21 protein-coding genes and 2 pseudogenes are annotated in these 24,378 nt (G+C 65.5%); 11 read left to right on the top strand and 12 right to left on the bottom strand.

Annotated features, from left to right (window positions below):
• Nucleotides 1-48 precede the first annotated feature (48 nt).
• A pseudogene (locus tag AKJ09_RS20915) lies at nt 49-985 on the top strand (histone deacetylase family protein).
• Here the strand turns inward: AKJ09_RS20915 and AKJ09_RS20910 are convergent.
• Nucleotides 982-1,722, bottom strand: coding sequence for a gamma-glutamylcyclotransferase (locus tag AKJ09_RS20910; RefSeq protein ID WP_146648973.1), 741 nt, complete (start codon nt 1,720-1,722; stop codon nt 982-984). The pseudogene AKJ09_RS20915 and the gene AKJ09_RS20910 sit on opposite strands and share 4 nt — an antisense overlap.
• Before the next feature lie 181 nt (nt 1,723-1,903).
• On the opposite strand from AKJ09_RS20910, the gene AKJ09_RS20905 reads away from it, so the two are divergent.
• From AKJ09_RS20905 to AKJ09_RS20890, 4 genes are all read left to right on the top strand, one after another.
• Nucleotides 1,904-2,347, top strand: coding sequence for a hypothetical protein (locus AKJ09_RS20905; protein WP_146648972.1), 444 nt, complete (start codon nt 1,904-1,906; stop codon nt 2,345-2,347).
• Between the two features lie 378 nt (nt 2,348-2,725).
• A complete protein-coding gene (locus tag AKJ09_RS20900; RefSeq protein WP_146648971.1) occupies nt 2,726-3,631 on the top strand; it encodes a helix-turn-helix domain-containing protein in 906 nt (301 codons plus the stop codon).
• Nucleotides 3,632-3,970: 339 nt separating this feature from the next.
• Nucleotides 3,971-4,675, top strand: a complete 705-nt coding sequence (locus AKJ09_RS20895; RefSeq protein WP_146648970.1) for an alpha/beta fold hydrolase — start codon at nt 3,971-3,973, stop codon at nt 4,673-4,675.
• 65 nt (nt 4,676-4,740) lie between these two features.
• A complete protein-coding gene (locus AKJ09_RS20890) occupies nt 4,741-5,550 on the top strand; it encodes an alpha/beta fold hydrolase (RefSeq protein WP_146648969.1) in 810 nt (269 codons plus the stop codon).
• A gap of 17 nt (nt 5,551-5,567) precedes the next feature.
• Here the strand turns inward: AKJ09_RS20890 and AKJ09_RS20885 are convergent, their stop codons facing one another.
• Both AKJ09_RS20885 and AKJ09_RS20880 read right to left on the bottom strand, forming a co-directional pair.
• The gene (locus AKJ09_RS20885) at nt 5,568-6,101 is read right to left on the bottom strand and encodes an SDR family NAD(P)-dependent oxidoreductase (RefSeq protein WP_146648968.1); all 534 of its coding nucleotides are present in this window, start codon (nt 6,099-6,101) and stop codon (nt 5,568-5,570) included.
• 10 nt (nt 6,102-6,111) lie between these two features.
• On the bottom strand, nt 6,112-7,077 hold the full coding sequence (locus tag AKJ09_RS20880; RefSeq protein WP_146648967.1) for a quinone oxidoreductase family protein: 966 nt from the start codon (nt 7,075-7,077) through the stop codon (nt 6,112-6,114).
• Nucleotides 7,078-7,170: 93 nt separating this feature from the next.
• Here AKJ09_RS20880 and AKJ09_RS20875 point away from each other — a divergent pair, with 93 nt between their 5' ends.
• Nucleotides 7,171-8,082: a LysR family transcriptional regulator gene (locus AKJ09_RS20875; RefSeq protein WP_146648966.1), complete on the top strand. Its 912-nt coding sequence runs from the start codon at nt 7,171-7,173 to the stop codon at nt 8,080-8,082.
• A gap of 938 nt (nt 8,083-9,020) precedes the next feature.
• A complete protein-coding gene (locus AKJ09_RS20870) occupies nt 9,021-9,833 on the top strand; it encodes an alpha/beta fold hydrolase (protein ID WP_205633757.1) in 813 nt (270 codons plus the stop codon).
• 961 nt (nt 9,834-10,794) lie between these two features.
• Here the strand turns inward: AKJ09_RS20870 and AKJ09_RS20865 are convergent.
• Nucleotides 10,795-11,070, bottom strand: a complete 276-nt coding sequence (locus AKJ09_RS20865) for a tumor necrosis factor receptor family protein (protein WP_169927706.1) — start codon at nt 11,068-11,070, stop codon at nt 10,795-10,797.
• On the bottom strand, nt 11,067-11,525 hold the full coding sequence (locus tag AKJ09_RS20860) for a GNAT family N-acetyltransferase (protein ID WP_146648964.1): 459 nt from the start codon (nt 11,523-11,525) through the stop codon (nt 11,067-11,069). The genes AKJ09_RS20865 and AKJ09_RS20860 overlap by 4 nt, the downstream gene beginning before the upstream one ends.
• Nucleotides 11,526-11,778: 253 nt before the next feature.
• On the opposite strand from AKJ09_RS20860, the gene AKJ09_RS20855 reads away from it, so the two are divergent.
• Nucleotides 11,779-12,501: a DUF899 family protein gene (locus tag AKJ09_RS20855; RefSeq protein ID WP_146648963.1), complete on the top strand. Its 723-nt coding sequence runs from the start codon at nt 11,779-11,781 to the stop codon at nt 12,499-12,501.
• Nucleotides 12,502-12,571: 70 nt separating this feature from the next.
• Here AKJ09_RS20855 and AKJ09_RS55605 read toward each other — a convergent pair.
• Nucleotides 12,572-13,476, bottom strand: a pseudogene (locus AKJ09_RS55605) (LysR family transcriptional regulator).
• Between the two features lie 149 nt (nt 13,477-13,625).
• On the opposite strand from AKJ09_RS55605, the gene AKJ09_RS20845 reads away from it, so the two are divergent.
• Nucleotides 13,626-14,819: an MFS transporter gene (locus AKJ09_RS20845; protein ID WP_146648962.1), complete on the top strand. Its 1,194-nt coding sequence runs from the start codon at nt 13,626-13,628 to the stop codon at nt 14,817-14,819.
• A gap of 11 nt (nt 14,820-14,830) precedes the next feature.
• On the opposite strand, the gene AKJ09_RS20840 is transcribed toward AKJ09_RS20845, so the two are convergent.
• The 5 genes from AKJ09_RS20840 to AKJ09_RS20820 form a co-directional block, all read right to left on the bottom strand.
• Nucleotides 14,831-15,289, bottom strand: coding sequence for a GNAT family N-acetyltransferase (locus AKJ09_RS20840; protein WP_146648961.1), 459 nt, complete (start codon nt 15,287-15,289; stop codon nt 14,831-14,833).
• Nucleotides 15,290-16,191: 902 nt separating this feature from the next.
• Nucleotides 16,192-17,442 carry an RNA polymerase sigma factor gene (locus AKJ09_RS20835; RefSeq protein WP_146648960.1) on the bottom strand — a complete coding sequence of 417 codons (1,251 nt, stop codon included), beginning with the start codon at nt 17,440-17,442 and terminating at the stop codon, nt 16,192-16,194.
• Between the two features lies 1 nt (nt 17,443).
• Nucleotides 17,444-17,800 carry a YciI family protein gene (locus AKJ09_RS20830; protein WP_146648959.1) on the bottom strand — a complete coding sequence of 119 codons (357 nt, stop codon included), beginning with the start codon at nt 17,798-17,800 and terminating at the stop codon, nt 17,444-17,446.
• A gap of 131 nt (nt 17,801-17,931) precedes the next feature.
• A complete protein-coding gene (locus AKJ09_RS20825; RefSeq protein ID WP_146648958.1) occupies nt 17,932-18,549 on the bottom strand; it encodes a DUF2306 domain-containing protein in 618 nt (205 codons plus the stop codon).
• Between the two features lie 13 nt (nt 18,550-18,562).
• Nucleotides 18,563-19,432, bottom strand: coding sequence for an NAD(P)-dependent oxidoreductase (locus AKJ09_RS20820; protein ID WP_169927705.1), 870 nt, complete (start codon nt 19,430-19,432; stop codon nt 18,563-18,565).
• 157 nt (nt 19,433-19,589) lie between these two features.
• Between AKJ09_RS20820 and AKJ09_RS20815 the strand changes: the two genes are divergently transcribed.
• The gene (locus AKJ09_RS20815; RefSeq protein WP_146648956.1) at nt 19,590-20,402 is read left to right on the top strand and encodes a helix-turn-helix domain-containing protein; all 813 of its coding nucleotides are present in this window, start codon (nt 19,590-19,592) and stop codon (nt 20,400-20,402) included.
• An 11-nt stretch (nt 20,403-20,413) separates the two neighbouring features.
• Here AKJ09_RS20815 and AKJ09_RS20810 read toward each other — a convergent pair whose 3' ends face one another.
• On the bottom strand, nt 20,414-21,172 hold the full coding sequence (locus AKJ09_RS20810; protein WP_205633756.1) for an SDR family oxidoreductase: 759 nt from the start codon (nt 21,170-21,172) through the stop codon (nt 20,414-20,416).
• Nucleotides 21,173-21,514: 342 nt separating this feature from the next.
• Between AKJ09_RS20810 and AKJ09_RS20805 the strand changes: the two genes are divergently transcribed.
• Nucleotides 21,515-24,376: an ATP-binding protein gene (locus AKJ09_RS20805; protein WP_146648955.1), complete on the top strand. Its 2,862-nt coding sequence runs from the start codon at nt 21,515-21,517 to the stop codon at nt 24,374-24,376.
• The last annotated feature ends 2 nt before the right edge of the window (nt 24,377-24,378 follow it).

Below are 24,378 nucleotides of genomic sequence, written 5' to 3'. Positions count from 1 at the left end.
TTTCCGCTGAGATACTCACCGTCTGAATTGCTCGATAGGAAGCCCAGAATGACGACACTATTGGTCACGCACCCGGCCTATGCCCGCCACAAGGCGCCCGGTTGGGCATCCCGAGCGGGTCGACCGGATCTTGGCAGTGGAGAAGGCATTGGCCAATCCGCTGTTCGACACACTAGCGCGCATCCAGGCGCCGGAGGCCTCGATCGAGATGATCACGGAGTGCCATCCACTCGCTTATACCGAGACCCTGCGTCGCCTGAGCCCGCGTGACGGTGAGAGGTCGGTGCAGATCGACGGCGACACCTCGATGTCATCAGGCAGTTTCGAGGCAGCATTGCGCGGAGCCGGCGGCGCGGCTCTGGCGGTCGACCACGTCATGACGGGTAAGGTCCGCAACGCATTCAGCGCCTCGCGGCCGCCCGGGCATCATGCCGAACCGAGACGGGCAATGGGCTTTTGCTTGTTCAACAATGTCGCCATTGCAGCCCGCCACGCGCAGAGGACACATGGCGCCGAGCGAGTGGCGATCCTCGATTTCGACGTGCACCATGGTAACGGCACCCAAGCGATCTTTTGGAACGATCCCAGCGTGCTCTATGCATCCACCCACCAAATGCCGCTCTATCCTGGCACCGGTGCTCCCAGCGAAACCGGCGAGGCCGGCACCATTGTCAATGCTCCGCTCAGGCCCGGCCAGGGAGGACGCGAGTTCCGCGAGGCCATGCAGAGTGTGATCCTGCCGCGCATGGTGAAATTCGCGCCGGATCTGATCCTGATTTCCGCCGGCTTCGATGCCCATGAGCGCGATCCGCTCGGTAGCCTCAATTTCGTGGAGGAAGACTACGCCTGGGCAACGACCATGCTGCTCGATCTAGCGGCCAAGACGGCGGGCGGACGTATCGTCTCCGTGCTCGAAGGCGGCTACGATCTCACCGCCCTCGCGCGCTCTAGCGCGGCGCATGTTGCCACTCTGATGCAGGCCTAGGACATCGTCAAAGCGTGCTCGACTTGTTCTGCGAGCTGCTCAAGCGCCGCATCGGGGATGCCGTGGGAACGCAATCCATCGCGCGTCTGAAAGAGATAGTCCGCGCAAGATCCAAGTCCACCAGCCGCGGTCGCGAGGCGTTGCACGACGGCGTCGGTCGACATGTCACCGGCATACTTGCCTCCTTCCGGATCGATAGTGAAGGCTATGGCACGTCCGAAGCTCTGGCCATTGGCATCGACGAGTTCCAGCCAACGGGGAATATACCCGCCTTTGCACAGCATTTCGCGGCGCCACAGCAGGGTCAATTCGGACCGCACGTCGGCGTTCGCCAGTCGAAACGCGCTCCCGCTGCAATACCCGCCCTCATCCAGCGCCAGCATCAACCCCGGAGCCGACGGGGATGCGCGACCCGCAACGATGGACATGCAAAATGACCGGTGCCATCCCTCGATGTGCGCGATGCGTCGCTCGACATATTTGATTGCAGGATTCCAGATCAGCGAGCCATAGCCGAATATCCACACGTCACCATCGGGTCTGGACTTCAGCATCTCGTCTAGCGAGGCCTGGCGCTCTTCTTCTGTCAACAGTCGAAGATGAGGCGCATCTTTCCTGATGATCGCTGTAAGGTCATTACCTTGCAAAAGCGGGCGACTTAGAACTGCCGGCCTGGTTAAATAAGATTGCGCCACAATTTCCTTCGAACGCGCATCTCTGCCGATTGTAGTTTTCATTCCAAGCCCCTCAGGACGCAGGCATCAAACTCGCGTTCGGCAGCCCGCTTCAGTTGTTCGCGTGCAGTGTTCTTAGTGAGGAGGCGCGGCTCCCGCACTCCGCTTCCTGCTTTCAAATTTGCTTTGTTGCTATGGCCAACTGGAACACGTTGGTGAAGCCGCGCGCGTCGCACAGCAGGAGATGAAGGAGAGGCTCGACCGCCTCGCCCGAACTGAGCAACGGATACGCGGACTCATCACTTTCATCGCCGGCGGTGACCACTCCAGCTCGACCCGCGACGCCCTTCGAGACCTTGACGCACAGGCCCTCACGGAGCGGGCGGCGCTTCAGAACATCAAGGACCGGATGAACGCCCCCGTCGACCTCTCGACCCCAGACCGTGTCCTTGAACGCGCGAAGGACCTCGACGCCGACTCCGTGCGAGCCCGCGAGGGTCTACGCCGGATATTCGAGGGTGGACGCTTCTTCCTCGCCCCCGAAGACGACAGCGTCTACGTCGCGGAAGCGACCTTTCTCGCGCTCGTGACCTTGGCACAACGACAAAGCCCCCGGCGCAGGGCCGAGGGCCGGGTCGTGGTATGGCTATTCGTTGCGCGGAGGCAGTTCGCGGAGTGGAGCACGTGATTTTCGAGGCGTTGTCGCTGCCGCTCGTGGCGTGATCGGTTCATGGTGGCGTGGAGCCATGGCGGCATGGCGCTCGTCCTCGACAGAGTCGTCGCGCGTCAACCACGAGGTTGCAGCCAAGGTGTGACTGCGACAACGGAAGACGTCTCGCGGTCGAGCAGCATCACCCGTGGAGCGGGGCCCTTGGCGAGGGTTCAAATGATGTCGAAACGCATCGGAGCGTCGCTGACCGAGGTGAAGGCGAGCCACGCGCTCTACGAATCGCAGCCTGCCGCAGTGGCTTCGGCGATCGAGCACGCGAGCAACGGTGTTCGCTGACGAGATGGCGAGGACGGGGTGCCAGTCGACTACCCCTTTGGCGCTTAGTAGGCTCAACCCATGTCGGATCTCGCACACCCGCTCGCCGCCCCTTTTCACGGTCGGCAAGCGCCGGAACCAGAGCGACGACTCCTCCGCGGCCCCGGCGTGGTCGTCACCGAGATCTGGTCCGATCAACGCGATGGGGTCGTGACCGGCACGGTCCCGAAGGATGACGCCTATATCTTGTCGCTCCACCTCCGGCCACGGCCGCCGGGGAGCATGCGGGCCGAGGGCCGGTGGTCTCGCTGCCGAGATTTCGTGGCGGGCAACGTCGGCATCGTCGATTTGCGCATGGACCTCCTCTCGGAGTACGTCGGCCCGTTTCACTACCTGACGTTCTACGCGACGCGTGCCGCGCTCGACGCCGTCGCGGCCCATGCCGAGGCTCGGCCACTCCGCGATCTCCGCCATCGGCCTGGCATCGGCTTCGCGGATCCGATCGTGCGGCACCTCTTGCTCTCGCTCCAGCCGCTCCTCGGCGCGCGCACCGCCGAGGCCGTCGGTCTCCACGTGGATCACGTATCGACCGCGCTCTTGCACCATCTGGCGCGCACCTACGGCGAGATGTGCACGCGGCCCGCGCGGGTGCGTGGCGGCCTGACGCCACGGCAGCAGCGACGCGCCGAGGAGCTCCTGAACGAGCGGCTCGACGGCGGCATCACCCTCGCCGAGCTCGCGGAGACATGCGGCCTCTCGATTCGGCATTTCGCGCGTGCGTTCCAGCAATCGACCGGCGTGCCACCGCACCGCTGGCTGATCGAACGCCGGCTCGAGAAGGCGCGGGACATGCTCGTTGGCTCGCGCCTTTCGCTCCAAGAAATCGCCGCCGCCTGTGGCTTCGCCGATCAGAGCCACTTCACACGGACATTCACCCGGGCGACCGGCTCGAGCCCGGGCACCTTCCGGCGCGAGCGCGGATCCTGATCAACCTCGAGTAGCGCCGTCAGGGTAGCGAATCGGGCGCTTTTGACCAAAGCGATCGCCGCTTGTTCGTTCGCGCCACGAAGAAGGGAGCGAAGCGCGCCGCGCGTTGACCATCGGAGGTCGGCTCCGTAGAGCTGCGGGACTCACGCGCACGGCATCTGCACGACCGCGAAGGATCGCCTGAATCAGGATCTTCTGCACTTCGTTTCCAGCGGGCGCGCTGGGCCCCAGTCGCGGCGCGCTCGGTCGCCGACGACCGCGACGAAGTACTGATTCGCGCGCTCGCCTCACCATCTCCCGCACCCGGATTGTTCGGCGTGCAGAACAGCGGAGTATCCAATGTCGACAATCAGCAAACCTGTACCCTCGATCGTTCTCGTTCACGGCGGCTTCGTCGACGGCTCTGGCTGGGAGGGTGTGTACCGCCTCCTTCGCGCCGACGGATACGACGTCACCATCGTGCAGAACCCGACGCTCTCTCTCTCGGACGACGTCGCGGTCACCAAGCGTGTCCTCGATCAGAAGAGCGGACCGGTCATCTTGGTCGGTCACTCGTACGGTGGGGCGGTCATCACCGAAGCCGGCAACGATCCGAAGGTCGCGGCGCTCGTGTACATCGCCGCTTTCGCGCCCGACAAGGGCGAGTCCGTCCAGACGCTCATCGCGAACCCTCCGCCGGGCGCACCGGTACCGCCGATTCTTCCGCCGCAGGGTGGGTTCTTGCTCCTCGACCGTTCGAAGTTCGCCGACTCGTTCGCAGCGGACGTACGACCGGAGCAGGCGGCCTTCATGGCCGATTCCCAAGTACCTTGGGGGGTCGAGGCGCTCTCGGGAGCGGTGATCTCCCCGGCGTGGAGAGCGAAGCCGAGCTTCTACCTCGTCGCGACGAACGACAGGATGATTCCGCCGACCGCGCAGCGAGCGATGGCTGAGCGCGCGCGCGCCACCATGGCGGAGACGCCAGGGAGCCACGCCGTCTACGTGTCCCGACCGGACGCCGTCGCCACGCTGATCAAGCAGGCAGCTGTCGCAGTCTCGCGGTAGCCCGCGCCCTCACGAGCGGGCAAGCGATGTTTCGACGTTCGATTGGAATGAGAGAGGTTTCTCCGATGACGAAGTTTCTTGGCATAATCGGCGTGCTGTTGGCCACGGCGGGCGCAGCCTGCACGCCGGCCCGCGCGAACCCCAACCCGGCTTCCGACGGCAAGCCCAGACCCAACGGTCCCTTGCCCGCGGTCGTGCTCGTTCACGGCGGCTTCGTCGACGGCTCGGGGTGGGACGGGGTCTACCGAATCCTCAAGCGCGACGGCTACCCGGTCAGCATCGTGCAGAACCCGACCCTCTCTCTGGCCGATGACGTCGCCGTCACCCGGCGCGCGATCGACGCCCAGAGCGGCCAGGTCATTCTCGTGGGCCACTCGTACGGCGGCGTGGTCGTCTCGGAAGCAGGCAACAGCCCCAAGGTCGCCGCTCTCGTCTACATAACGGCGTTCGCGCCGGACAAGGGTGAGTCGGTCCAGACTCTCATTGCCAATCCGCCTCCTGGCGCGCCAGTTCCGCCCATCCTGCCGCCCCAGGATGGTTTCCTCTTCCTCGACCGCGGCAAGTTTGCGGCGTCGTTCGCGGCGGACGTCAGACCCGACCTCGCCGCGTTCATGGCCGACTCCCAGGTTCCCTGGGGAGTGCAGGCTCTATCGGGTGCGGTCACGACGCCCGCGTGGCGAGCGAAGCCGAGCTTCTACCTCGTCGCCACCAGCGACAAGATGATCCCGCCCCCCGCACAGCGTTCGATGGCGAAGCGCGCAGGCGCGACGGTCGTCGAGACCGACGGCAGCCATGCCGTCTATGTCTCGAAGCCGGACTCGGTCGCATCGATCATCGAGCAGGCCGCGGCGGCCGCCTCTGCTCCGACGAAGTAAGCGGGCTCGCCTTGCGGTCAGTCCCCATGGCGGCGTTCGGTAAGCGAGCACCCCCATGGGGCACGCGCGGCGGCACTCCAGGCGCTGGCCTCGAAAGGCGAGGCTTGAACGGCGTGGCGAGTGAGTCGAAATTTCACCGCGCGCCCGGTCGGGTAGCCCACCGCCTCCGCCGCATCGACGGGACGAGGTGCTTGGCGCTCAAGAAGCACGCGGGTCAGATTGACGTCGAGCGTTCGCTGCCAGACGTCGAGGGAGAGCTCCTCGAGCCCCGCATGCGGGTAGTACGCCGCATTGTTGATGACGATGTCGACCCGCCCGTACGTCTTCTCCACGTCCGCGGCGAGCTCGGCCCAACCGTCATCGCGTGACACGTCGACGGTGAGCGAGAGCGACGGGCGCCCGATCGCCTCCGCCGTTTCGGTCGAGATGCGCTGGTCGACGAGGACGAGCTCTGCGCCGTGCGAGGCGAGCTTCGTCGCGATCGCGCGATCAATTCCTTGCGCGGCCCCGGTCACGACCGCGACGCGCCCTTCCAATGACTTGCTGCTCATGACGACCTCGCTACGGGATGAGGAGGACCTTCCCCACGGTCTCACGTCCCTCGAAGTGCTGGTGGGCGAGCGCGGCTTGGGCGAGCGGATAGGTCCGCGTCTCCACCTTCAGGCGGCCGCTCGTCGCCCAGTCGAAGATCTGGCCGAGAGCTCTCGGAAAGTGCTCCGCGCAGCCTTCGAGGTTGAAGCCCCGAAGCGTGACGTTCTTCTCGATCATCGGCCAGAGCGCTTCGGCCGGCAGCGGCCTCTGACTCTCCGCCCGCGAGCCGTACACGATCCAGTGGGCTCCGGTGCCCAGGAGTCCAGCCGCCTCCGTCTGCAGGTCGCCGATCGAGTCGAGGAGGAGATCGACGCCGCGGTCGCCGACGACCTCACGCAGGGAAGAGGACCATCCCGGGCTCCTGTAGTCGACGACGTGATCTGCACCGTTCTTTCGGACGAAGTCGTGCTTCGCGCGTGACGCGAGACCGATGACATTGGCACCTTGGAGCTTCGCGATCTGGACGGCCAACGCACCGACGCCGCCGCCCGCCGCCGACACCAACACGTTCGCGCCTGGTCGAACCTTCCCGACCTCGAGCGTCAGGAAAGCCGTCAAACCTTGCACGAGGAGGGCAGCGGCGAGGGAGGGGCCGATCCCTGTGGGGATGGGGATGGCAGCACTTGCAGGGACAACGACCTGCGACGCGTATCCGCCGCCGGGCAGGATCGCCGCGACCGCATCGCCAGGCATCCAGTTCGTAACGCCGGCGCCCACCTCCTTTACGACTCCCGCCACCTCGAAGCCCAACCGGAAGGGCGTCTTGGCATCGTGCAGGAATCCAGCGCGCGTCACGAGGTCCAGGTAATTCACTCCAGCAGCCCTCACGTCGATCAACAGCGCGTCCGTCCCCGTTGCCGGCGATGACACTTCCTTCAGCTTCAACACGTCAGCGCCGCCGAACGACGCGCCCTCGATGACCTTCATGGTGCTCATGTGGACCTCTCTCCTTCTGTCCGGATCGATGCCACGGCGCTCGGTTTCATTCGCCACTCCAGAGCGGTAGACTTTTTCCCCCAGGAAACAATCATGGCCACCTCGCTCGAAGACCTCGTGTCGATGGCAATCTTCGCGCGCGTCGTCGAAGCCAAGTCCTTCACCGCGGCGGCGACCGCGCTGTCCGTATCCACCTCGCTCGTCAGCAAGCGCGTGGCGGCTCTGGAAGAACGACTGGGCGTCCGATTGCTCCACCGAACGACGCGCCGGCTGTCTCTCACGCCGGAGGGGGCGGGCATCTACGAGCGCTGTCTTCACATGCTTCGCGCAGCCGACGAGGGCGCAGAGCTCGCCGAGGGCCGCACGGACGAGCCACGCGGTGTGCTCCGCGTCGCCTGCGCCGTCGCAATAGCGGACGCCTTCGTCAGCGACACCGTGGCGTCGTTCCTAGAGCGCTACCCTGACGTGAGCGTCGAGCTCTTGGCCTCCAACGGCATGACTGACGTCATCGACGACCGAATCGACGTCGCCGTCCGTACGGCGCGACGGCTCGAGAGCTCGAGCCTCGTCGCACGGCGCCTCGGGACGATGACAATGGTGATCTGCGCGGCGCCCACGTACCTGAAGATGCACGGCCCCCCGCGCGCGCCCGATGATCTTGGCAGACACCGATGTCTGCGCTTCCTTCCGCTACGGGCCGACATCGAATGGCACTTCCGTCGTGACGGCTCGAAAGTCGTCGCGCCGATTTCCGGACCGCTCGCGACGGACAACACCGAGGCACTCCGACGCGCGGCGCTCGCCGGCCTTGGGGTCGTCACGCTCCCGAAGTTCTACGTCGCGGGAGACCTCGCGAGAGGCAACCTCGTTGAGCTTCTTGCAGACTTTCCCCTCACGCCGCTCGGAGTCTTCGCCGTGCACGCAAAGGGCAAGCTGGTGCCCGCGAAGGTCCGCCGATTCATCGAGCACCTGGCGAAGCGTCTTCGTGCGGAGAAGCTCGAGTAGCCTACGCGATTGTAGCGTCGTGCGCCCTGCGATCCGTCGGTGGTTGGTGCGCCTCGCGCAGTACTCGCCAAAGTCCGCTACGTCCGGCCTGATGCCGCAATCATTCTCCGTGCGGCGTCCTCCGCCTCAGGCGTCGACGCGCGACCCCATGCGGATCGGGCTCCGCAAGCGTGACTCGAAGTTCAGCGACGCCGAGATCGCTGCAGTATGCGGCCGTGCCTGGCTGTTGCCGCGACGATTGAGCGAGAGAGCCGGCGTCGAGTCCGTCGAAGCCAAGCTCCTCGAGCATCCGGATGGTCCGAGCTTTTGCATCCTGCTCGTCTCCAGCGACCGGCAGGCAGACGCGCCCTGGAGATCCCACAGGCAGACCGCGCGTGGCGAGACTTGAAGCCGTGATGCTGTTGAACGCCTTGATGGCAGGACGGCCGACCGCACGCGCAACCCATTCGCTCTCGGTGAGGCCAGCATCGATCTCGGCGATCGTGCCGTCCCGAACGGCGGGATAATTGCTTGGCTCTGAGCCCCCCGTAGTCGCCGCCGTCGAGCGTCGCGAGGAGCGAACCTGCAGCATGTGCGCCTCCATCGAAGCGGCGGGTCGTGGGGGCCGCCTCCCCCTCTCGCTATGGCGCTGGAACGTCCGCGCGACAAGACACCCCGCATCGGACGCCGTGCTCTTTGGGCGGAACGGGAGCGAGAGTTCGTCGCCGCGCACAGCGCTTCCGCGGCAAGATCGATCACCGCGTGAGCGCCGGGCAGCATCCCGCGACGCGAGGTGAAGACGAGATGGGGAATCTCTGGCTGCACCGACCCGGTCAAGGACTTCCCCCGCTCCGGCCAAGCTGTCTGGAAGACCGCCGGCGAAAAAGAATCGACATCGGGCCAGGTAAGGTCGCCCGAGAGGCCGCGTCTCAGAGCCAGAAAGGAAGATGGTGAACATCATGAAGACGATTCTGACTGCGACGGCTGGCATGGTGATGATGGGTGCACTCGGTGGCTCGGTCCTCGCTGCGCCTCCCTCCGGCTCGTCGACGCACGCGGGCACGGCGGTTCCCGCCCCGGCGGCCGCGGCGGTCCGCAACGTCGTCCTCGTGCACGGCGGCTTCGTCGACGGATCCGGATGGGAGAAGGTCTATACGAACCTTAAGAAAGACGGCTATCGCGTCAGCATCGTCCAGAACCCCACCACGTCACTCGCCGATGACGTGGCGGCGACGAAACGGGTGCTCGATCGGCAGGACGGCCCGGCGATCCTCGTCGGTCACTCGTACGGCGGCGTCGTGATCACGGAAGCCGGCAACCACCCGAAGGTCGCAGGTCTCGTCTACGTAGCGGCTTTCGCGCCCGACAAGGGCGAGTCGGTGAGCTCGCTGATCAAGAGCCCTCCGCCCGGCGCGCCGGTCCCGCCGATCCTCCCGCCGCAGGACGGCTTCCTCCTGCTCGACAAGTCCAAGTTCGCGGCCTCGTTCGCGGCGGATCTCGATCCCGAGGTGGCGGCCTTCCGCGCGGATTCACAGGTGCCGTGGGGCGTCGGCGCGCTCGACGGGGCGGTTCAACAGCCGGCGTGGCGGAACAAGCGGAGCTTTTACCTCGTGGCGACGGACGACAAGATGATCCCTCCGCCGGCCCAGCGCGCAATGTCCAAGCGCGCCGGGGCCACCGTGGTCGAGGTGGAGGGCAGCCACGCGATCTACGAATCCAAGCCGGCCGCCGTGTCCGCGCTCATCGAGCAAGCCAGCCGCAGCGCTCGCTGAGGTTCTGATCGCGGATCAGGCAATGTACCTCGCCCCCGTGGGCACGCCACAGCACGCCGGTGACCGTCACCGCGCGGACTCGGCGCGCGGACTCGGCGCCCGACCTCGACGCCGAACACACCTCCGCCGCTCGTCCGAAGGTTCGCATGGCAACTGCGAACTCCGACGACCGCGACACTTGGGGTGGGAAGCGCCTGGGAGGAGGAGCGGTGAATGTAGCGTTTCCGCGCGATGGCGCAACCGACTACCGGGGATGGCGTCTCGAGACGACACGGCCTTCGTGGCATCCCCGGAGTCGCTTGGTGCCTAGTCGCGGAGGCTGGTAGTCACGGGGGGCCCATGCTGGACGCGGAATTCACTCGTTCGAAGTTCATCGAGGACGGTGATCCACAGCAGCGGTGCCAAGCCCTTTCAGCGACCTTGACGAAACGACTCGAGGACGCGACGAACAGTCTGCAAGCGCTCGAATGGATCATCGCCGACTTGCGAGCGGCCGGTCACGAGGTGACGCTATGGGACAGGATCCTCTCCGATGCCTGGACCGCACCGGATCACGACCGATATCTATGGATGTCCTCGACTCGAATTCTGACGATGATGAGGATTGCGAAGGTGCCCCTGGCAACGTCCGATGGACCTCCGCATTCGTCGCCTTCCGCCCGCGCCTTCGAGACCTTCCCAAACGTTGTCCTCAGTGCTTCTCAGCGCTGACCGAATGTGACATCCGGCTACGGATCCAGGGGCATGGAAGTGTCGTGGCCCCCGCCCTACGAGTGCAATTCGAGAGTCCCGGCTGCAAGTGCCGTCGGTGAAGCGCACGCATGGTTCGTGCCGGCAGCGAGCTTGTCAGGCGTCACGACCACGTGCTCTGGAGTACAGGTTTTGGGATTCGGGGTCGTGGTCGTCTGTCCCGCGGGACAGACCGTGCACTCGCGATCCGCGGCGGCGGTCCCGGCCTTGCTCACGAAACTCCTGGCGCGCAGTCGGTCCAGGTCGCGCACGTCGCGGTGTTGTCGGCCGAGGTGAACGTCCCGTTCGCGCATGCCGCGCACATCCGATCATCCGTCTTGGTTCCATCCGTCACGACGGCCAGGCCAGGCGGGCAGTCGGTCCAAGCGACACAGGCCGTCGCCGCACTGCTGTCGTGATCCCACGTGCCGATCGCGCAGGGCTCCGCGGGGGCCGTGCCTCCCGCGCAATGGTTTCCGGCCGAGTCGGGTCGCGGGCTGTCGATCAAGCGAGCGACATCCGATATTCGATCACGCCAGGCTTCTCTCCGATCCAGTCGTAGAGTCGTTGAGCCCTGAGATTCGTCTCCTGCGTATGCCAGTAGAGGCGTCCACAGTCTTTTGCACGGGCGCGCTGCTGCACGAACGCGATGAGCTCTTTGCCGACATGGCGTCCTCGCGCCTCTGGAGCGACGAACAGATCCTCGAGGTAGCAGAACTCACTCTGCGCCCACGTTGAACGGTGGAAGAGGTAGTTGACGAACCCGAGGATTCGTCCGCCATCCACCGCGACGGCGGAGTACATCGGCTCGCGATCGTCGAAGAATCGGTCCCAGGTCGCCCGGGTCACTTCCTCCGGCAAGGAGATCTCGTAGAACTCCTGGTAGCCCTTCCAGTACGGAAGCCATTGTTCGAAATCGCCCCTCTCAACGGGGCGAACGACCAGAGGATTCTTGTCGTGCATTCCAGTGCTCCTTTTCGTGGTTTCTGGTGAGTGGCAAACGCGAAGCGCGCACTGCCGTGATCGGCATTGTTGCTTGCTCGCGGAGTCGGTCTCTACCAACGGATCTGGTACCCTCGTCCTGGTCCCGTGACAGGCTCCAGAATGGAGATCGTGACGGGTCCAGCGGACATCCCGCTCTTTTGACGAGCAAGGCAAGGTGCCGCATCGCTGTCGAAGGTTGTGTTCGGCCGGAAGCTCCGGCAGCCTTCGTCCCATGACAGGCAAGCTCGTCGCGGCGAAGGAATTGGCGGCCAAGAGGAAGGGGCGGTTCTCGAGCGAGAGCGCCGCGTACGCGAAGGCTCGCGAGGCACTGCTCGCCGAGGAGATCGAGGTACGGCGTCATCTCGGAAGGCTCGCGCAGCAGAATCGCGAGCTGCCCGAAGGCCCGGAGCTCGCGCCCGGGGGCGATGATTGGAAGTTCGTCGGACCGAACGGCGGCGAGGTCGGTCTGGCCGACATGTTCGGCTCGCACGACACGTTGGTGCTTTATCACTGGATGTTCGGCCCCGAGCGCAATCGGCCCTGTCCGATGTGCACGAACCTCCTCGGCCCGCTCGCGGCGAACGCCGCGGACCTGCAGCAGCGCGTGGCGCTCGCGGTGGTGGCGCGCTCGAAGGTCGAACGCATGACGGCATTCGGAATCGAGCGCGGCTGGCGCGACCTTCCCTATTACCAAGCCGTAGGCGACGAATTCTCCATCGCGATTGGCGGGCTCGAGCCGGAGAAACGCATGGAGATGCCAGTGCTGATGGTGCTCCGAAAGCGGAACGGCACCGTGCGTCTCCATTGGATGGGCGAGATGACGATGGAGATGGCCGATCCCGGTGAGGATCCGCGCGGTGCTGTGGATCTCGCGCCGCTCTGGAACATCCTCGATCTCACGCCCGCGGGCCGCGACCCGAATTGGTATCCGCGCCTGTCGTACGATCCGCGGTAACCGAAGTCATTCACCTCCGAGTCGTCGATGCCCCCCTGATCAGGCAAAGGACGAGGAGGCGAGACGCGAACTACGAGAGGCGTGCAGCCAGAAAGTCTACGAACACACGCACGCGAGCAGGCGTGTTGCTGCCGCCGACGAAAACCGCGTGTACCGGCTCGACGTCGCCGGGATTGAATTCCTCCAGAATAGGCACGAGGCGACCGTCGGCGATCTCTGCGGCGACCGCGAAGGTGCCGACCCGGGCGATTCCGATGCCCATCGCCGCGAGCTGGCCCAACGTCTCGCCGTTGTTCGCCTCGATATTGCCTCTCATCGGAAGAGAGAACTTCTGCCCATCGCGAACGAACGGCCAAACCGGTTCGGCGCGACGAAAGTCGAAGTTGAGGCAGTTGTGACGCAACAACTCTTCAGGGGAGCGGGGCGTGCCGTGGCGAGCGAGATAATCGCGCGAAGCGACGATGACCCGGCCATTCTCGCTGAGCTTGCGCGCGGTGAGCGTGCTGTCGGCCAGTGGGCCGAACCGAACTGCAACGTCGGCGTGGCCCGCGCTTATATCAACCAGCGTATCGGTTAGTGCGATGTCGACGACGATTTGGGGATAGAGCTTGGCGAACTCGCCAAGGAGCGGCACGACGCACAGTCGGCCGTGCGAAAGTCCCGCGCTCACGCGTAGCCGCCCTCGCGGAGCTCCCCGGTCGCAAATCAGCTGCTCGGCATCGTCGAGGTCGACGAGGATACGCCGCGCGAGTTGGAGATACGCTTGCCCCTCGACGGTTACCGTCAGCGCACGGGTGGAGCGGAGGAGAAGTCGGACACCAAGGCGCTCCTCGATCCGGTCGATCGCACGGCTGACCCCGAGGGCGTCAAGCCGAGCAAGCGCCCTGCGCCGGAGAAGCTGCCTGCGTCGACAACAGCCGCGAAGATCTCCAACGACCGCGCGCGGTCGATGCCGCCAGCCAGCTTTGCGTCCATCGCAAAAATCCTTCGCCTCCACGGTTGCTACTCGACTCGCGTTGCGCAGTCCAATCTGACGCCTCGTAGCGACGGCAACCTGCAGCATGGAAGCTCGGCAATGTGGAAACGGCGCCGGTGTCCTGCAGCTGGCGAAATGGAAGAATCGCATGAAACTCAACCTTGGTCTGCTGGCCTTGGCGATCGGCGCGTTCGGCATCGGTGTGACGGAATTCGCACCGATGGGCCTGCTGGGCGTCATCGCGAACGATCTCCGCGTCTCGATTCCCGCCGCCGGCCTGTTGATCAGTGCCTATGCGTTGGGGGTCGTGGCGGGAGCGCCCGTGATGACCTTGATGACCAGCCGCTTGCCGCGCCGCATGTTGCTGATCGGCCTCATGGCGATTTTCACGCTCGGCAACGTGCTAGCGGCGATCTCGGACAGCTACGGCGCGCTGCTCTTCGCAAGAATCGTCACGTCACTGAATCACGGCGCGTTCTTCGGCATTGGCTCGGTCGTCGCCGCGAGGCTCGTACCACTGGGGCGGCAGGCCGGAGCCGTCGCCGCCATGTTCATGGGGCTGACCATCGCGAATGTCGTCGGCGTGCCGCTCGCGACTTGGGCAGGCGAACACTTGGGCTGGCGCGCGTCGTTCTGGGGGATTGCCGTGCTTGGCCTCGTGACGATGGCGGCGCTGAGATTGTCGTTGCCGACACTGGCCGCGCCCGACGACGGAAACGTCGTTGCCGAACTTCGGGTATTGGGCCGCGGCAAGGTGCTTGGAGCGCTTGGGCTGACGGTCGTCGGCTCGAGCGCAATGTTCACGGTCTTCACCTATATCGCCCCGATCCTGCGTGAAGTGACCCATGCGTCGCTCGGCTTCGTCACGACGATGCTCGTGACCTACGGGGTCGGGCTGACGGTCGGCAACTGGCTGGGCGGTCGCTTCGCGGACCGTTCGGTGGATCGCACGCTGATCGCGACGCTCTCTTCCCTCTCCGCGATCTTGGTCGCTTTCGCGATTTTCATGCCGCACGGGGGCGCGGTGTCCGTCCTGATGTTCCTGTGGGGCGTGGCAAGCTTCGCGCTGGTGCCCCCGCTGCAGGTCCGCGTGATGACCGCGGCTGCTGACGCTCCCAACCTTGCGTCGGCCGTCAACATCGGCGCGTTCAATCTCGGCAACGCGCTCGGCGCCGCGCTGGGTGGTGGCGTGATCGCCGCCGGATTTGGCTACCCGTCGGTCGCTCTTGCCGGCGCCGCGACCTCCTCGGTTGGATTGGTCGCCGTTCTCGTAGCCGCTGGACGGCGCGTCGAAGTCCCAAACGAACGGCCGTTGGCGGCCACCGCCAAGAGATCGATTTAGCGCCGGGTCGATCAAGCGAGCGACATCCGATATTCGATCACGCCAGGCTTCTCTCCGATCCAGTCGTAGAGTCGTTGAGCCCTGAGATTCGTCTCCTGGGTATGCCAGTAGAGCCGCCCGCAGTCTTTTGCGCGGGCGCGCCGCTGCACGAACTCGATCAGCTTTTTGCCGACCTGGCGTCCACGCGTCTCTGGAGCGACGAACAGATCCTCGAGGTAGCAGAACTCATTCTGCGCCCACGTTGAACGGTGGAAGAGGTAGTTGACGAACCCGAGGATTCGTCCGCCATCCACCGCGACGGCGGAGTACATCGGCTCGCGGTCGTCGAAGAATCGGTCCCAGGTCGCCCGGGTCACTTCCTCCGGCAAGGAGATCTTGTAGAACTCCTGGTAGCCCTTCCAATACGGAAGCCATTGTTCGAAATCGCCTCTCTCAACGGGCCGAACGACGAGAGGATTCTTGTCGTGCATTCCAGCGCTCCTTGCGGTGGTTTTCGGGTGAGCGGCAAACGCGAAGCGCGCAATGCCGTGGATCGGCCTTGTTGCTTGCTCGCGGAGTCCGGTCTCGACACACGGACTGTTACCCCCGCCCTGGTCCCGTGACAGGCTCCAGAACGGAGATCGCGACGGGTCCAGAGGACATCCCCATAGTGCGACGGCTGCAGAGGCAGAACCGTGCTCGCTCCTCGAGCCCTACGCGCATCCTCAGCTCTTCGAAGCATGCGCCCCAGGAGTCCTTCGTGGATCGTCGCGGGGGTGGTAGTCAGGGAGGGCGATGCTGGACGCTGAATTCTCCCGGTCGAAGTTTATCGAGGACGGTGATCCACAGCAGCGGTGCCAAGCGCTTTCAGCGACCTTGACGAAACGGCTCAACGACGCGACGAACAGCCATCAAGCGCTCGAATGGATCATCGCCGACCTGCGAGGGGCCGGTCACGAGGTGACCTTGTGGGGCAGCATCCTTTCCGAAGCCTGGACCGAGCCGAACCACGACCAGTATCTATGGATTGTCCTCGACTCGAATGCTGATGATCGTGCGGTTGACGAAGACGCCCCTGGCGACATCCGATGGACCTCCGCATCCGTCTCGTTCCGCCCGCGCCTTCGAGACCTTCCCAAGCGTTGCCCTCAGTGCTTCTCAGCGCTGACCGAATGTGACATCCGGCTCCGAATTCAAGGGCATGGAAGCGCTGTGGCCCCAGCCCTAAGAGTGCAATTCGAGAGTCCCGGTTTCAGGCCTCTCGATACGTTGATCGGCGCCGAGTCCCTCAACATCCGGCGAGGCGGGTTCTGTTGCGGTTCTTGCGGCTCCGCGTGGTTCCCACCCCTGGGCTAACGACAACACACTGCGAGCCTCGGCCGGGTGCTCGCTCCTAATCGACGCACTCGAGGATGCGGCGGGCGAACATCGCGCGCTCGGCGTCGTTGCGCGCCGCCTTGCTGCCACGCTGAAACCACACGAGTGCGCGGCCGCGATCGCCGGCGCGGAGGGAGAGGTCGCCGAGCGCTGCCCAGTAGAACGGGTAGTCCTCGAGCCGCTCGCGCCCCGGGATCGCGAGGATCGCGTCGATCCCTCGCGCCGGGCCGTCGACCTGCGCCCGCGCAATCGCGCGGCCGAGAGCAACGACGGGCGTCGGCTTCCGCGCATAGAGGCGCTCGTAGAGATCGGCGATCTTGCCCCATGGCGTCGCTTCGACCGACGGCGACATCACGTGGAGCGCCGCGATCCCCGCCTCGAGGTGGTAGGTCGTTACCTCGCCGCCGCGCGCCGAAGCACCGAGGTGCTCCATTCCGCGTGTGATGAGCTCCGCGTCCCAGAGCGACCGGTCCTGGTGCTCGAGCGGGACGAGCGCGCCCCTGGCGTCGAGGCGAGCGGGCATGCGCGCCGCGTGCAAGTACATGAGCGCGAGGAGCGCGTCGACCTCGGCGCTCGCCGTCGCTGGCGAGGCAGCGAGGAGCGTCGCCAGACGGATCGCGTCGGCGCACAGATCGGCACGCACCGGCTCAGGGACGACGCTCCCATGATACCCGGCGTCGAACATCAGATAGATCGCCGTCAAGACCGCGGGCATGCGCTCGCGTGCCTGCTCGCGCGTCGACACTTCGAAGAGCTGCCCGTCGTCGGCGATGATCCGCTTCGCGCGGGCGATCCGCTTCTCCATCGCCGCCCGGTCGGCGAGAAAGGCGCACGCCACCTCGCCGGTACCGAACCCGCAGACGAGGCGCAGGATGAGCACCGTCCGCCCGTCGTCGGTCAGCGCCGGGTGGCAGCACGAGAACATCATCCGCAGAAGATCGGCGCTCTCGTCGGCCGTCTCTTCCCGTGGCGCCTCGGCTTCCGTCTCTTCAGGCAACGTATCGGCGTCGAGGACGCGCGACCGGACACGCTCGCGGCGGAACGCGTCGCGAACGCGGTTGCGCATCACGGCGAAGAGCCAACCCTCGGGGTCGCGCGGCAGCTCGGTGTGCCACGCCTGGAGCGCGGCGAGCAGCGTCTCCTGGACGATGTCCTCGGCCAGGTCGATCCGCCCGACGCCGAGCATGCGCACGAGCGCCGCCGTCATCCGCCCCGACTGGCGGCGGAAGAGCGTCGCGAGCACCTGCCCGGCGTCGGCCTTGGACACGTCAGGCCCCGTGCTTCTCGAAGATGGGTCGAACCTCGACCGAGCCGTCGTATTCGTAGATCGGGCAGCCCATGGCGATCTCGGTCGCCGCCTCGAGCGTTGGCGCTTTGACGACGAGCGAGCCGGTCACGAGGTCCTTGGCCTCGGCGAACGGGCCATCGGTGACCGCCTTGGACTTGCCGCGGATGGTCTTGCCCGACAGCTGGAGGCGCGGACCGTTCGGCTCGGACTGACCCTTCTTGTCGAGGTCGGTCAACCACACCATCCACTTCTGGAGGTGCGCGCCAAGCTCGGCCGGAGCGAGCTCCTTGTGCACGACCGCCCCACCGCGAAACACGAACACGTATCGGTTGTTCATTGGGTTATCCGCCTTTCAGATCCAGGGACGCGCGACCCTGCCCGCGTCGGACATCGTACGGCGCTTTTCGCGATCCGCCCTTTTTTAGCCGAGGCGGCGTGCCCCCGAATACGCAAGGCCTCGACGGCCAATCACTGCTTGCGCTGCGTGGAAAGCACGATGTCGCAGACGAACAGCGGGATCGACCAGCCTGCCCAGAACAAGCCCGGCGAGACTTCGGCCAGGCTGCCCTTGCTGGCCACGAACGGAAGCTTGTTCAAGAGAGCCGACAAAACGAAGGCCAGTGTGACGAGGTAGCTGCGCACCATCCATTCCTTGTGCAGCCTGAACTTCTTCTGCCGCGCGTAGCGATACGCAAGTCCGGTAGAGACCATCCACACGCTCGCCCATGCCTGCAGCGACAACGCATAGGACCAGCCGACGTCATAGGCGGTCGTCAGCGATAGATAGACGGCACACGGCGCGCTGACGGCGATGGCCAGCACATAAGCGTTGCCCATCCCTCTGTGCAGGCCACGGCGCGCACTTCTCAGCTCTTCCCAGAACTGGAAGGGACCGGTCAGCAGCGCAACGGCTCCACCGGAGACGTGGAGCAAGAGCACCCCTCGGATGTCGAAATACTTTCCGAGCTCTTCTTGCGTCAGCTTGAAGAGGTGCGCGCTGATGGCGATGAAGTATGCGGAAAAACCGATGACGGTTGCGCCCAGCAGGAGCTTCGGCGCCTGCTCGAGCTTGGTTCGAGCGATCATGTTCGTCCCACGCTCACCGCATGCCCTGGTAGGCGGCGGCGATGTCGTCGTCGCGATGGCCCGCGTCGACCGCACGCTGAAAGACGCGATGGAGCGCTTCTGGAAGCGCTGCGTCGATGCCGTACTCCTTGCTCATCGCGAGGAGGTGACGAACGGACGCGTACCCCGGGGCGAGCGTCGACTGTGTCGTCGCGTCCGCAGCCCAGCGTCGTTTGCCGATCCGGTCGATCGACGAGAGCAAGAGCGGCGCGACGACCGGCCACGCCCCCTCGAGCGCACTGCCGAAGGCGTCGAGAGAGAAGCGCTCCGCCTCGCAGATGGCGGCGCCCTGCAATACGCCGTAGACCGACCCCCAGAGGACCACGAGGATGGCGTTGTCGAGCACGTTGGCATGCCCGATCTCGCTTCCGAGATAGAGACCATTGCCCGCGATTGCGCCGAGGATCGTCCGGTGTTCTTCGAATACGGCGCTCGGCCCGGAATACAGGATGGTGCATCCCGGTTGACCGATGAAATCGGGCGTCGCCATGATCGCGCCGTCGAGATAGCGAATGCCGTTTTGTTCCGCCCAGGCGGCGGCGCGTTGCGCCTCCTTGGGCGTCCCCGAGGCAAGCTCGAGGAACGTCTTGTCGCGAAGCGCCCGGCTCACGTCGTCGTTTCGCACGAGCTCAGCGCTCGCCTCGTAGTCGCTCACGATGTCGATGACGAGGTCCGCGTCGATCGCGTCCAGCAGCGAGAGCGCCACGCGGGCACCGACCGCCTCGAGCGGCTTTGCCCTCGATGCCGTGCGGTTCCATACGGTGACCGCGTGCCCGCCCTTGGCAAACGCCGTCACGAGCGCTGCGCCCATTCGCCCTGCACCGAGAATCGAGATTCGTGCCATCGCTGTCTCTCCTTCGTTCGCTGCGTTCGCTGCGTTCGCTGCGTTCGCTGAATGCGTAGCTCCGAAGGTCTGCGACCGTCGCGCACGTTCCGACGTTTTCCGCAGCACGAATTGACGCTCGCGCCGACACGCCAACGGGCTGCTACGCTTCGCCAGCATGAGCGCGCTCCCTTCCCCGAGGCTCGAACCGAGGGTCGAGATCCGGAACCTTCTGCCCGGAACCATCCGCTTCGAGGCGCCGCGCGAGCATTGCCTGAGCATTCACGCCGGAGCAGATGCACGCGTCTCTTGTCGCCAGTCGGTGACGCGCTCCGTGGTCACTCGCGGCGAGATCAGCCTCGTCCCCATCGGGGCCTTCGACCAGTGCATGCAGGATGATCCGAGCTCGACTGTCGAGCTGCACCTATCGGCGTCGCTGATTCGTATGGCGGCGGAGGAGATGGGGCTCGATCCGGACCGCGCCACCCTCGAACCGCAATTCTGCTTCCGTGACCCGCAGGTCGAGCACATCGCCTGGGCACTCGAAGCCGAGCACCGCGCAGGTGCTCGAAGCACACTGCTCTATCGAGAAAGCCTCGGTCTCGCTCTCGCAGTGCACCTCCTCACACGCTACCGCACGACGTCGAAGGCGCGCTGCGACGACGGTCTCTCCGCAAAGCAATTGGCCCGCGTTGTCGAGTGGATCGAGACCCATCTCGCCCACGACGTCTCGCTGGTACGCCTCGCGCGCGTCGCCGGAGTGAGCACGTCGCACTTCCGTGCACTCTTCAAACGATCGATGTTGGTCCCGGCCCACGAGTACGTCATCCAGAGGCGGGTCGAGCGCGCGCGCACCCTCTTGCTCCGCGGCGAGCTACCCGCGAGCCAGATTGCGCTCGAGGCGGGCTTCTCGCATCAAAGCCACATGGCGCGCTGCATGCGCCGGGTACTCGGCGTCACCCCGGCGCAGGTCGCTCGCCCCCGGAGCTGAGCGAGAAAGAACTACGCGACGAGGCTCATCGAGGCTTCGGCGAGCGCCACTGCGTCCGGTCCCGCCGGAAACCGGAGTTGCCCCGACGTGTCGTTCGCCGCACGGTATACGGCCTCGGCGACGTCGGACTCCTTCGTCACCACTTCTTGCTGCGTGAATGCAGCCAGCGCTCGCTTGGCGAACGAGGCGTAGGGTTCGGGAACCACTTCTTGGATCCGCGGTCCGGCGTTTCGTGTGAAGCCCGTGGTCGGGCAGTATCCCGGCTCGACCAGCTTGACCCGTACATTCAAGTCTTCGAGCTCGAGCGCGAGCGATGCAGTGAAACCTTCGATGGCCATCTTGCTTGCCGTGTACAGGGCAACGAGCGGCATCGGCGTCAGCGTCACGCTCGACGTCACGTTCACCACCACGCCGGCCTTCCGCTTGCGGAGATGAGGCAGCACTGCTTGCGTCATCGCCATCACGCCGAGGGTGTTGGTTTCGAACACCTCGCGCACGATCGCCATCGGCGTCGCCTCGAAAGGACCGATGGCCCCGACGCCCGCGTTGTTGACGAGCGCATCGAGGGGTCCGCTCGTCGCGATGGCGGCCGCGATGCTCTCGGCCTTCGTAACGTCGAGCGGCAGAACCCGGAGTCGTTCGGACCGGGGCAGAACGTCTTCGCGCGGATTGCGCATCGTCGCCACGACGTTCCAACCTTGCGCGTGGAAGTAGCGCGCGGTTTCGAGGCCATAGCCAGACGAGCAACCGGTAATGAGCACAGTTTTCATGGACAGACTCCGCGTCACGGGTTGTTGATGTGTCGTCACGCAAGCGCTTCGAAGCGAAGTGCGTATGCGCTCGACGACGTCGCCCGACGTCTTCGTGCAGCGACCGATGCGAGTATGCGGAGGCGACGCGCGACCCGCACGTGATGCGCGGTGAAGAGCCGTGAAACGTTCAGCGAGCCCGCGCTTCACGGCTCTTCACGGTCGTTAACGCGGGCGCTTCCTAGCGAGCGCTGACATCGGTCACGGGGCGTCGTGTTCGGCCACGTTGGACGCTCACGAATGAAATTCAGACGGCGAAAGATGGACCTGTCCGCCGCGTGACCAGTATTCACCGTTGAGGCAGTGAAAGCAGCGGAACCAGGCCGCGAAACGGCACAAGCACTCGGTCTCGGTCTCGGTCTCGGGGCCGTTCTTCATTTCGGGCCATTTTCCCTATTCCCTCGCGAGCGCCGCCTCGTGCGCGATGGGCAGCCGGTGAAGATCGGGAGCCGTGCCCTGGACGTTCTCGTCATCCTGACCGAGCGAGCGGGCGAGATCGTCACGAAAGAGGAGCTCATTGCCAAGGTCTGGCCCGACACTGCCGTGGAGGAGAGCGGCATCCGGGTTCACGTCGCGGCCCTTCGAAAGGCCCTCGGAGACGGCGCTGGCGGCGCGCGCTACGTGACCAATGTTCCCGGTCGAGGGTACTCATTCGTGGCGCCTGTCGAACGGTCCACGTCGCTCGGGCACATCGCAGGCACCGCACGCGCGCTTGCTAGCGAGCTGCCGGCACGGCTCGAACGCATCCTCGGCCGTGACACGACGATTCGCGAAATCGTCGAGCAGGTTCGCGCGAGTCGGTTCGTCAGCATCGTCGGACCGGGCGGAATGGGGAAGACGACGGTGGCCGTGGCGTTGGCGCATGCGGTGCTCGAAGACTTCGCGGGAGACGTCTCTTTCGTCGACCTTGGCTCGCTCCGCGAACCTCACCAGATCGCGTCGGCGCTTTGCTCCGCGTTGGGTTTCGCGCCGGTGTCCCAGGATCTCGCGGCCAGCCTGCCCGCCTTTCTTCGAGATCGCCGCATGCTCGTCGTGCTCGATAGCTGTGAGCATCTGATCGACGCGGTGGCTCCGCTCGCAGAGAGACTCGTCGCAGCCGCAGGTGTTCACGTCCTGACGACGAGTCGTGAGCCCCTCCGCGTCGAGGGGGAACATGTCCATCGATTGGCGCCCCTCGCGAGCCCGCCCGAGGCGTCCGCGATCGCGGCTACCGAGGCGCTTGCCTTTCCGGCCGTGGAGCTGTTCGTCGAGCGTGCAACCGCCAGCGGCACGCGGTTCGTCCTGAGCGATGACGACGCGCCCGTCGTGTCGGATCTGTGCCGCCGGCTCGACGGCATCGCCTTGGCCATCGAATTCGCCGCCGGACGCGTCGAGGCGTACGGGATCCGCGGAACCGCCTCGCTCCTCGAGAACCGTTTCAAGCTGCTCTGGCACGGGCGCCGAACGGCCCTCCCTCGGCATCAGACGCTCAGTGCTCTGCTCGACTGGAGCTACAACCTGCTCGATGGCAGGGAGCAGCGCGCACTACGCCGCCTCTCCATCCTGGTCGGTATCTTCTCCCTCGATGACGCAGCCGGCATCCTGGACGAGGAAGACGCGATCGGCACATTGGGGAGCCTGGTCGACAAATCCCTGATCTCCGTCGACACGAGAGGAAGCGAAGGCCCCCGCTATCGACTGCTCGATACGACGCGCGCGTATGCCCACGCGAAACTATCGGACGCCGGCGAACTCCAGGAGCTCGCCAAGCGTCACGCGCAGTACGTCTGCGCCATGCTCGAGTGCGAGCGAAACCACGACCGCGAGATGCCTGCTCGCTCCCTCGCGAGATACCTCGGTAATGCACGCGCGGCGCTCGACTGGAGCTTCTCGAATGGCGGCGATCCCAGGCTCGCCGTGCGCCTCGCCACCGAAGCCGTCTCGCTCTTCATGGAGCTGTCGCTGCTGCGTGAGTGTGCGCGGTGGGCGGAAGCGGCCATGGCGCTCCTCGAGCCTTCGGATCGCGGGACGCGGCGCGAAATGGACCTGCGGGCGGCGCTCGGCGTCGCGGCCATGTTCACGAAAGGCAACGGGCCCGAGGTGAGAGAAGCGCTATCGAGTGCGCTCGCCTTGGCCGACGAGGTCGACGAACCCCGCGAGCAGCTTCGCTTGCTTGGCGCGCTCAACATTCTCCTGACGCGCACCGCCGAGTGGCGAGAGGGACTCCTCGTTGGCCAGAGGAGCGAAGCGGTCGCCGCTCGATTGGACGACGACCCAGCCGCACGCAGCCTCGCGGATTGGATGATCGGTACCTGTCGCCATCTGCTCGGAGATCAGGTTGCCGCGGAGGCGCGATGCCGTTCTGCCCTCGAGCCCACGCCGACCTCGCGAAGTACCGCGATGCTCCAGTTCGGGTTCGATCACCGCGTTCGAGCGCTCATCGTGCTGGCGAGAGCGCTCTGGCTCCTCGGCCGCGTGGACGACGCGCTGCGCGTGGCGGATCGGGCGATTCGAGATGCCGCAGAGATCGGCCAACCGACGACCGTCGCGATATCTCTCGTCTGGACCTCGTCCGTCTATGTCTGGTGCGGTGATTTCGAGCGGGCGGAGGAAGTGGTGGAGCGTCTCGTCGTCTACGCCGAGAAGCACTCGCTGGGCCCGTACATCCCGCTCGCGCTCGGACTTCGGGGCGAGCTCTTGGTGAAGCGAGGGAACTTCGCGGGGGTCGAACTCCTTCGTAAGGCCGGTGAGACGCTCCGCGCGGGCCGCCACGACCTTCTACAAACCGTCTTCGCGACGGCCATCGCCGAGGGGCTCGCCGGAGCCGGTCGGTTCGAAGACGCCCTCCAAACGATCGACGCCGCGCTGGCATTGGCGAAGCGGAACGACGGTGAGTCGTTCGATCTACCGGAGATGCTCAGATTCAAAGGACGCGTGCTCCTGGCGATGCCGTCGCGCGACGAAACGCTGGGCGAACGCTACCTTCGCCAGGCGCTGGACCACGCAAGGGAGCAGAATGCGTTGGGCTGGGAGCTCCGCGCTGCCACCGCGCTAGCAGAGCTCTACACGCGGCGAGCCGACAAGACTTCGGCACGAGCGATCCTCGAGCCCGTCTACTCCCGGTACGATCAAGGGCTCGGAACGGCGGACCTGCTCGCAGCCAAGGACGTTCTGTCGACGCTTTAGCC

This window comes from Labilithrix luteola, from assembly GCF_001263205.1.
Taxonomy (GTDB): Bacteria; Myxococcota_A; Polyangia; order Polyangiales; family Polyangiaceae; genus Labilithrix; species Labilithrix luteola.
Note: the sequence above shows the minus strand (reverse complement) of the source record. Positions and strands in the feature narration are given on the sequence as shown.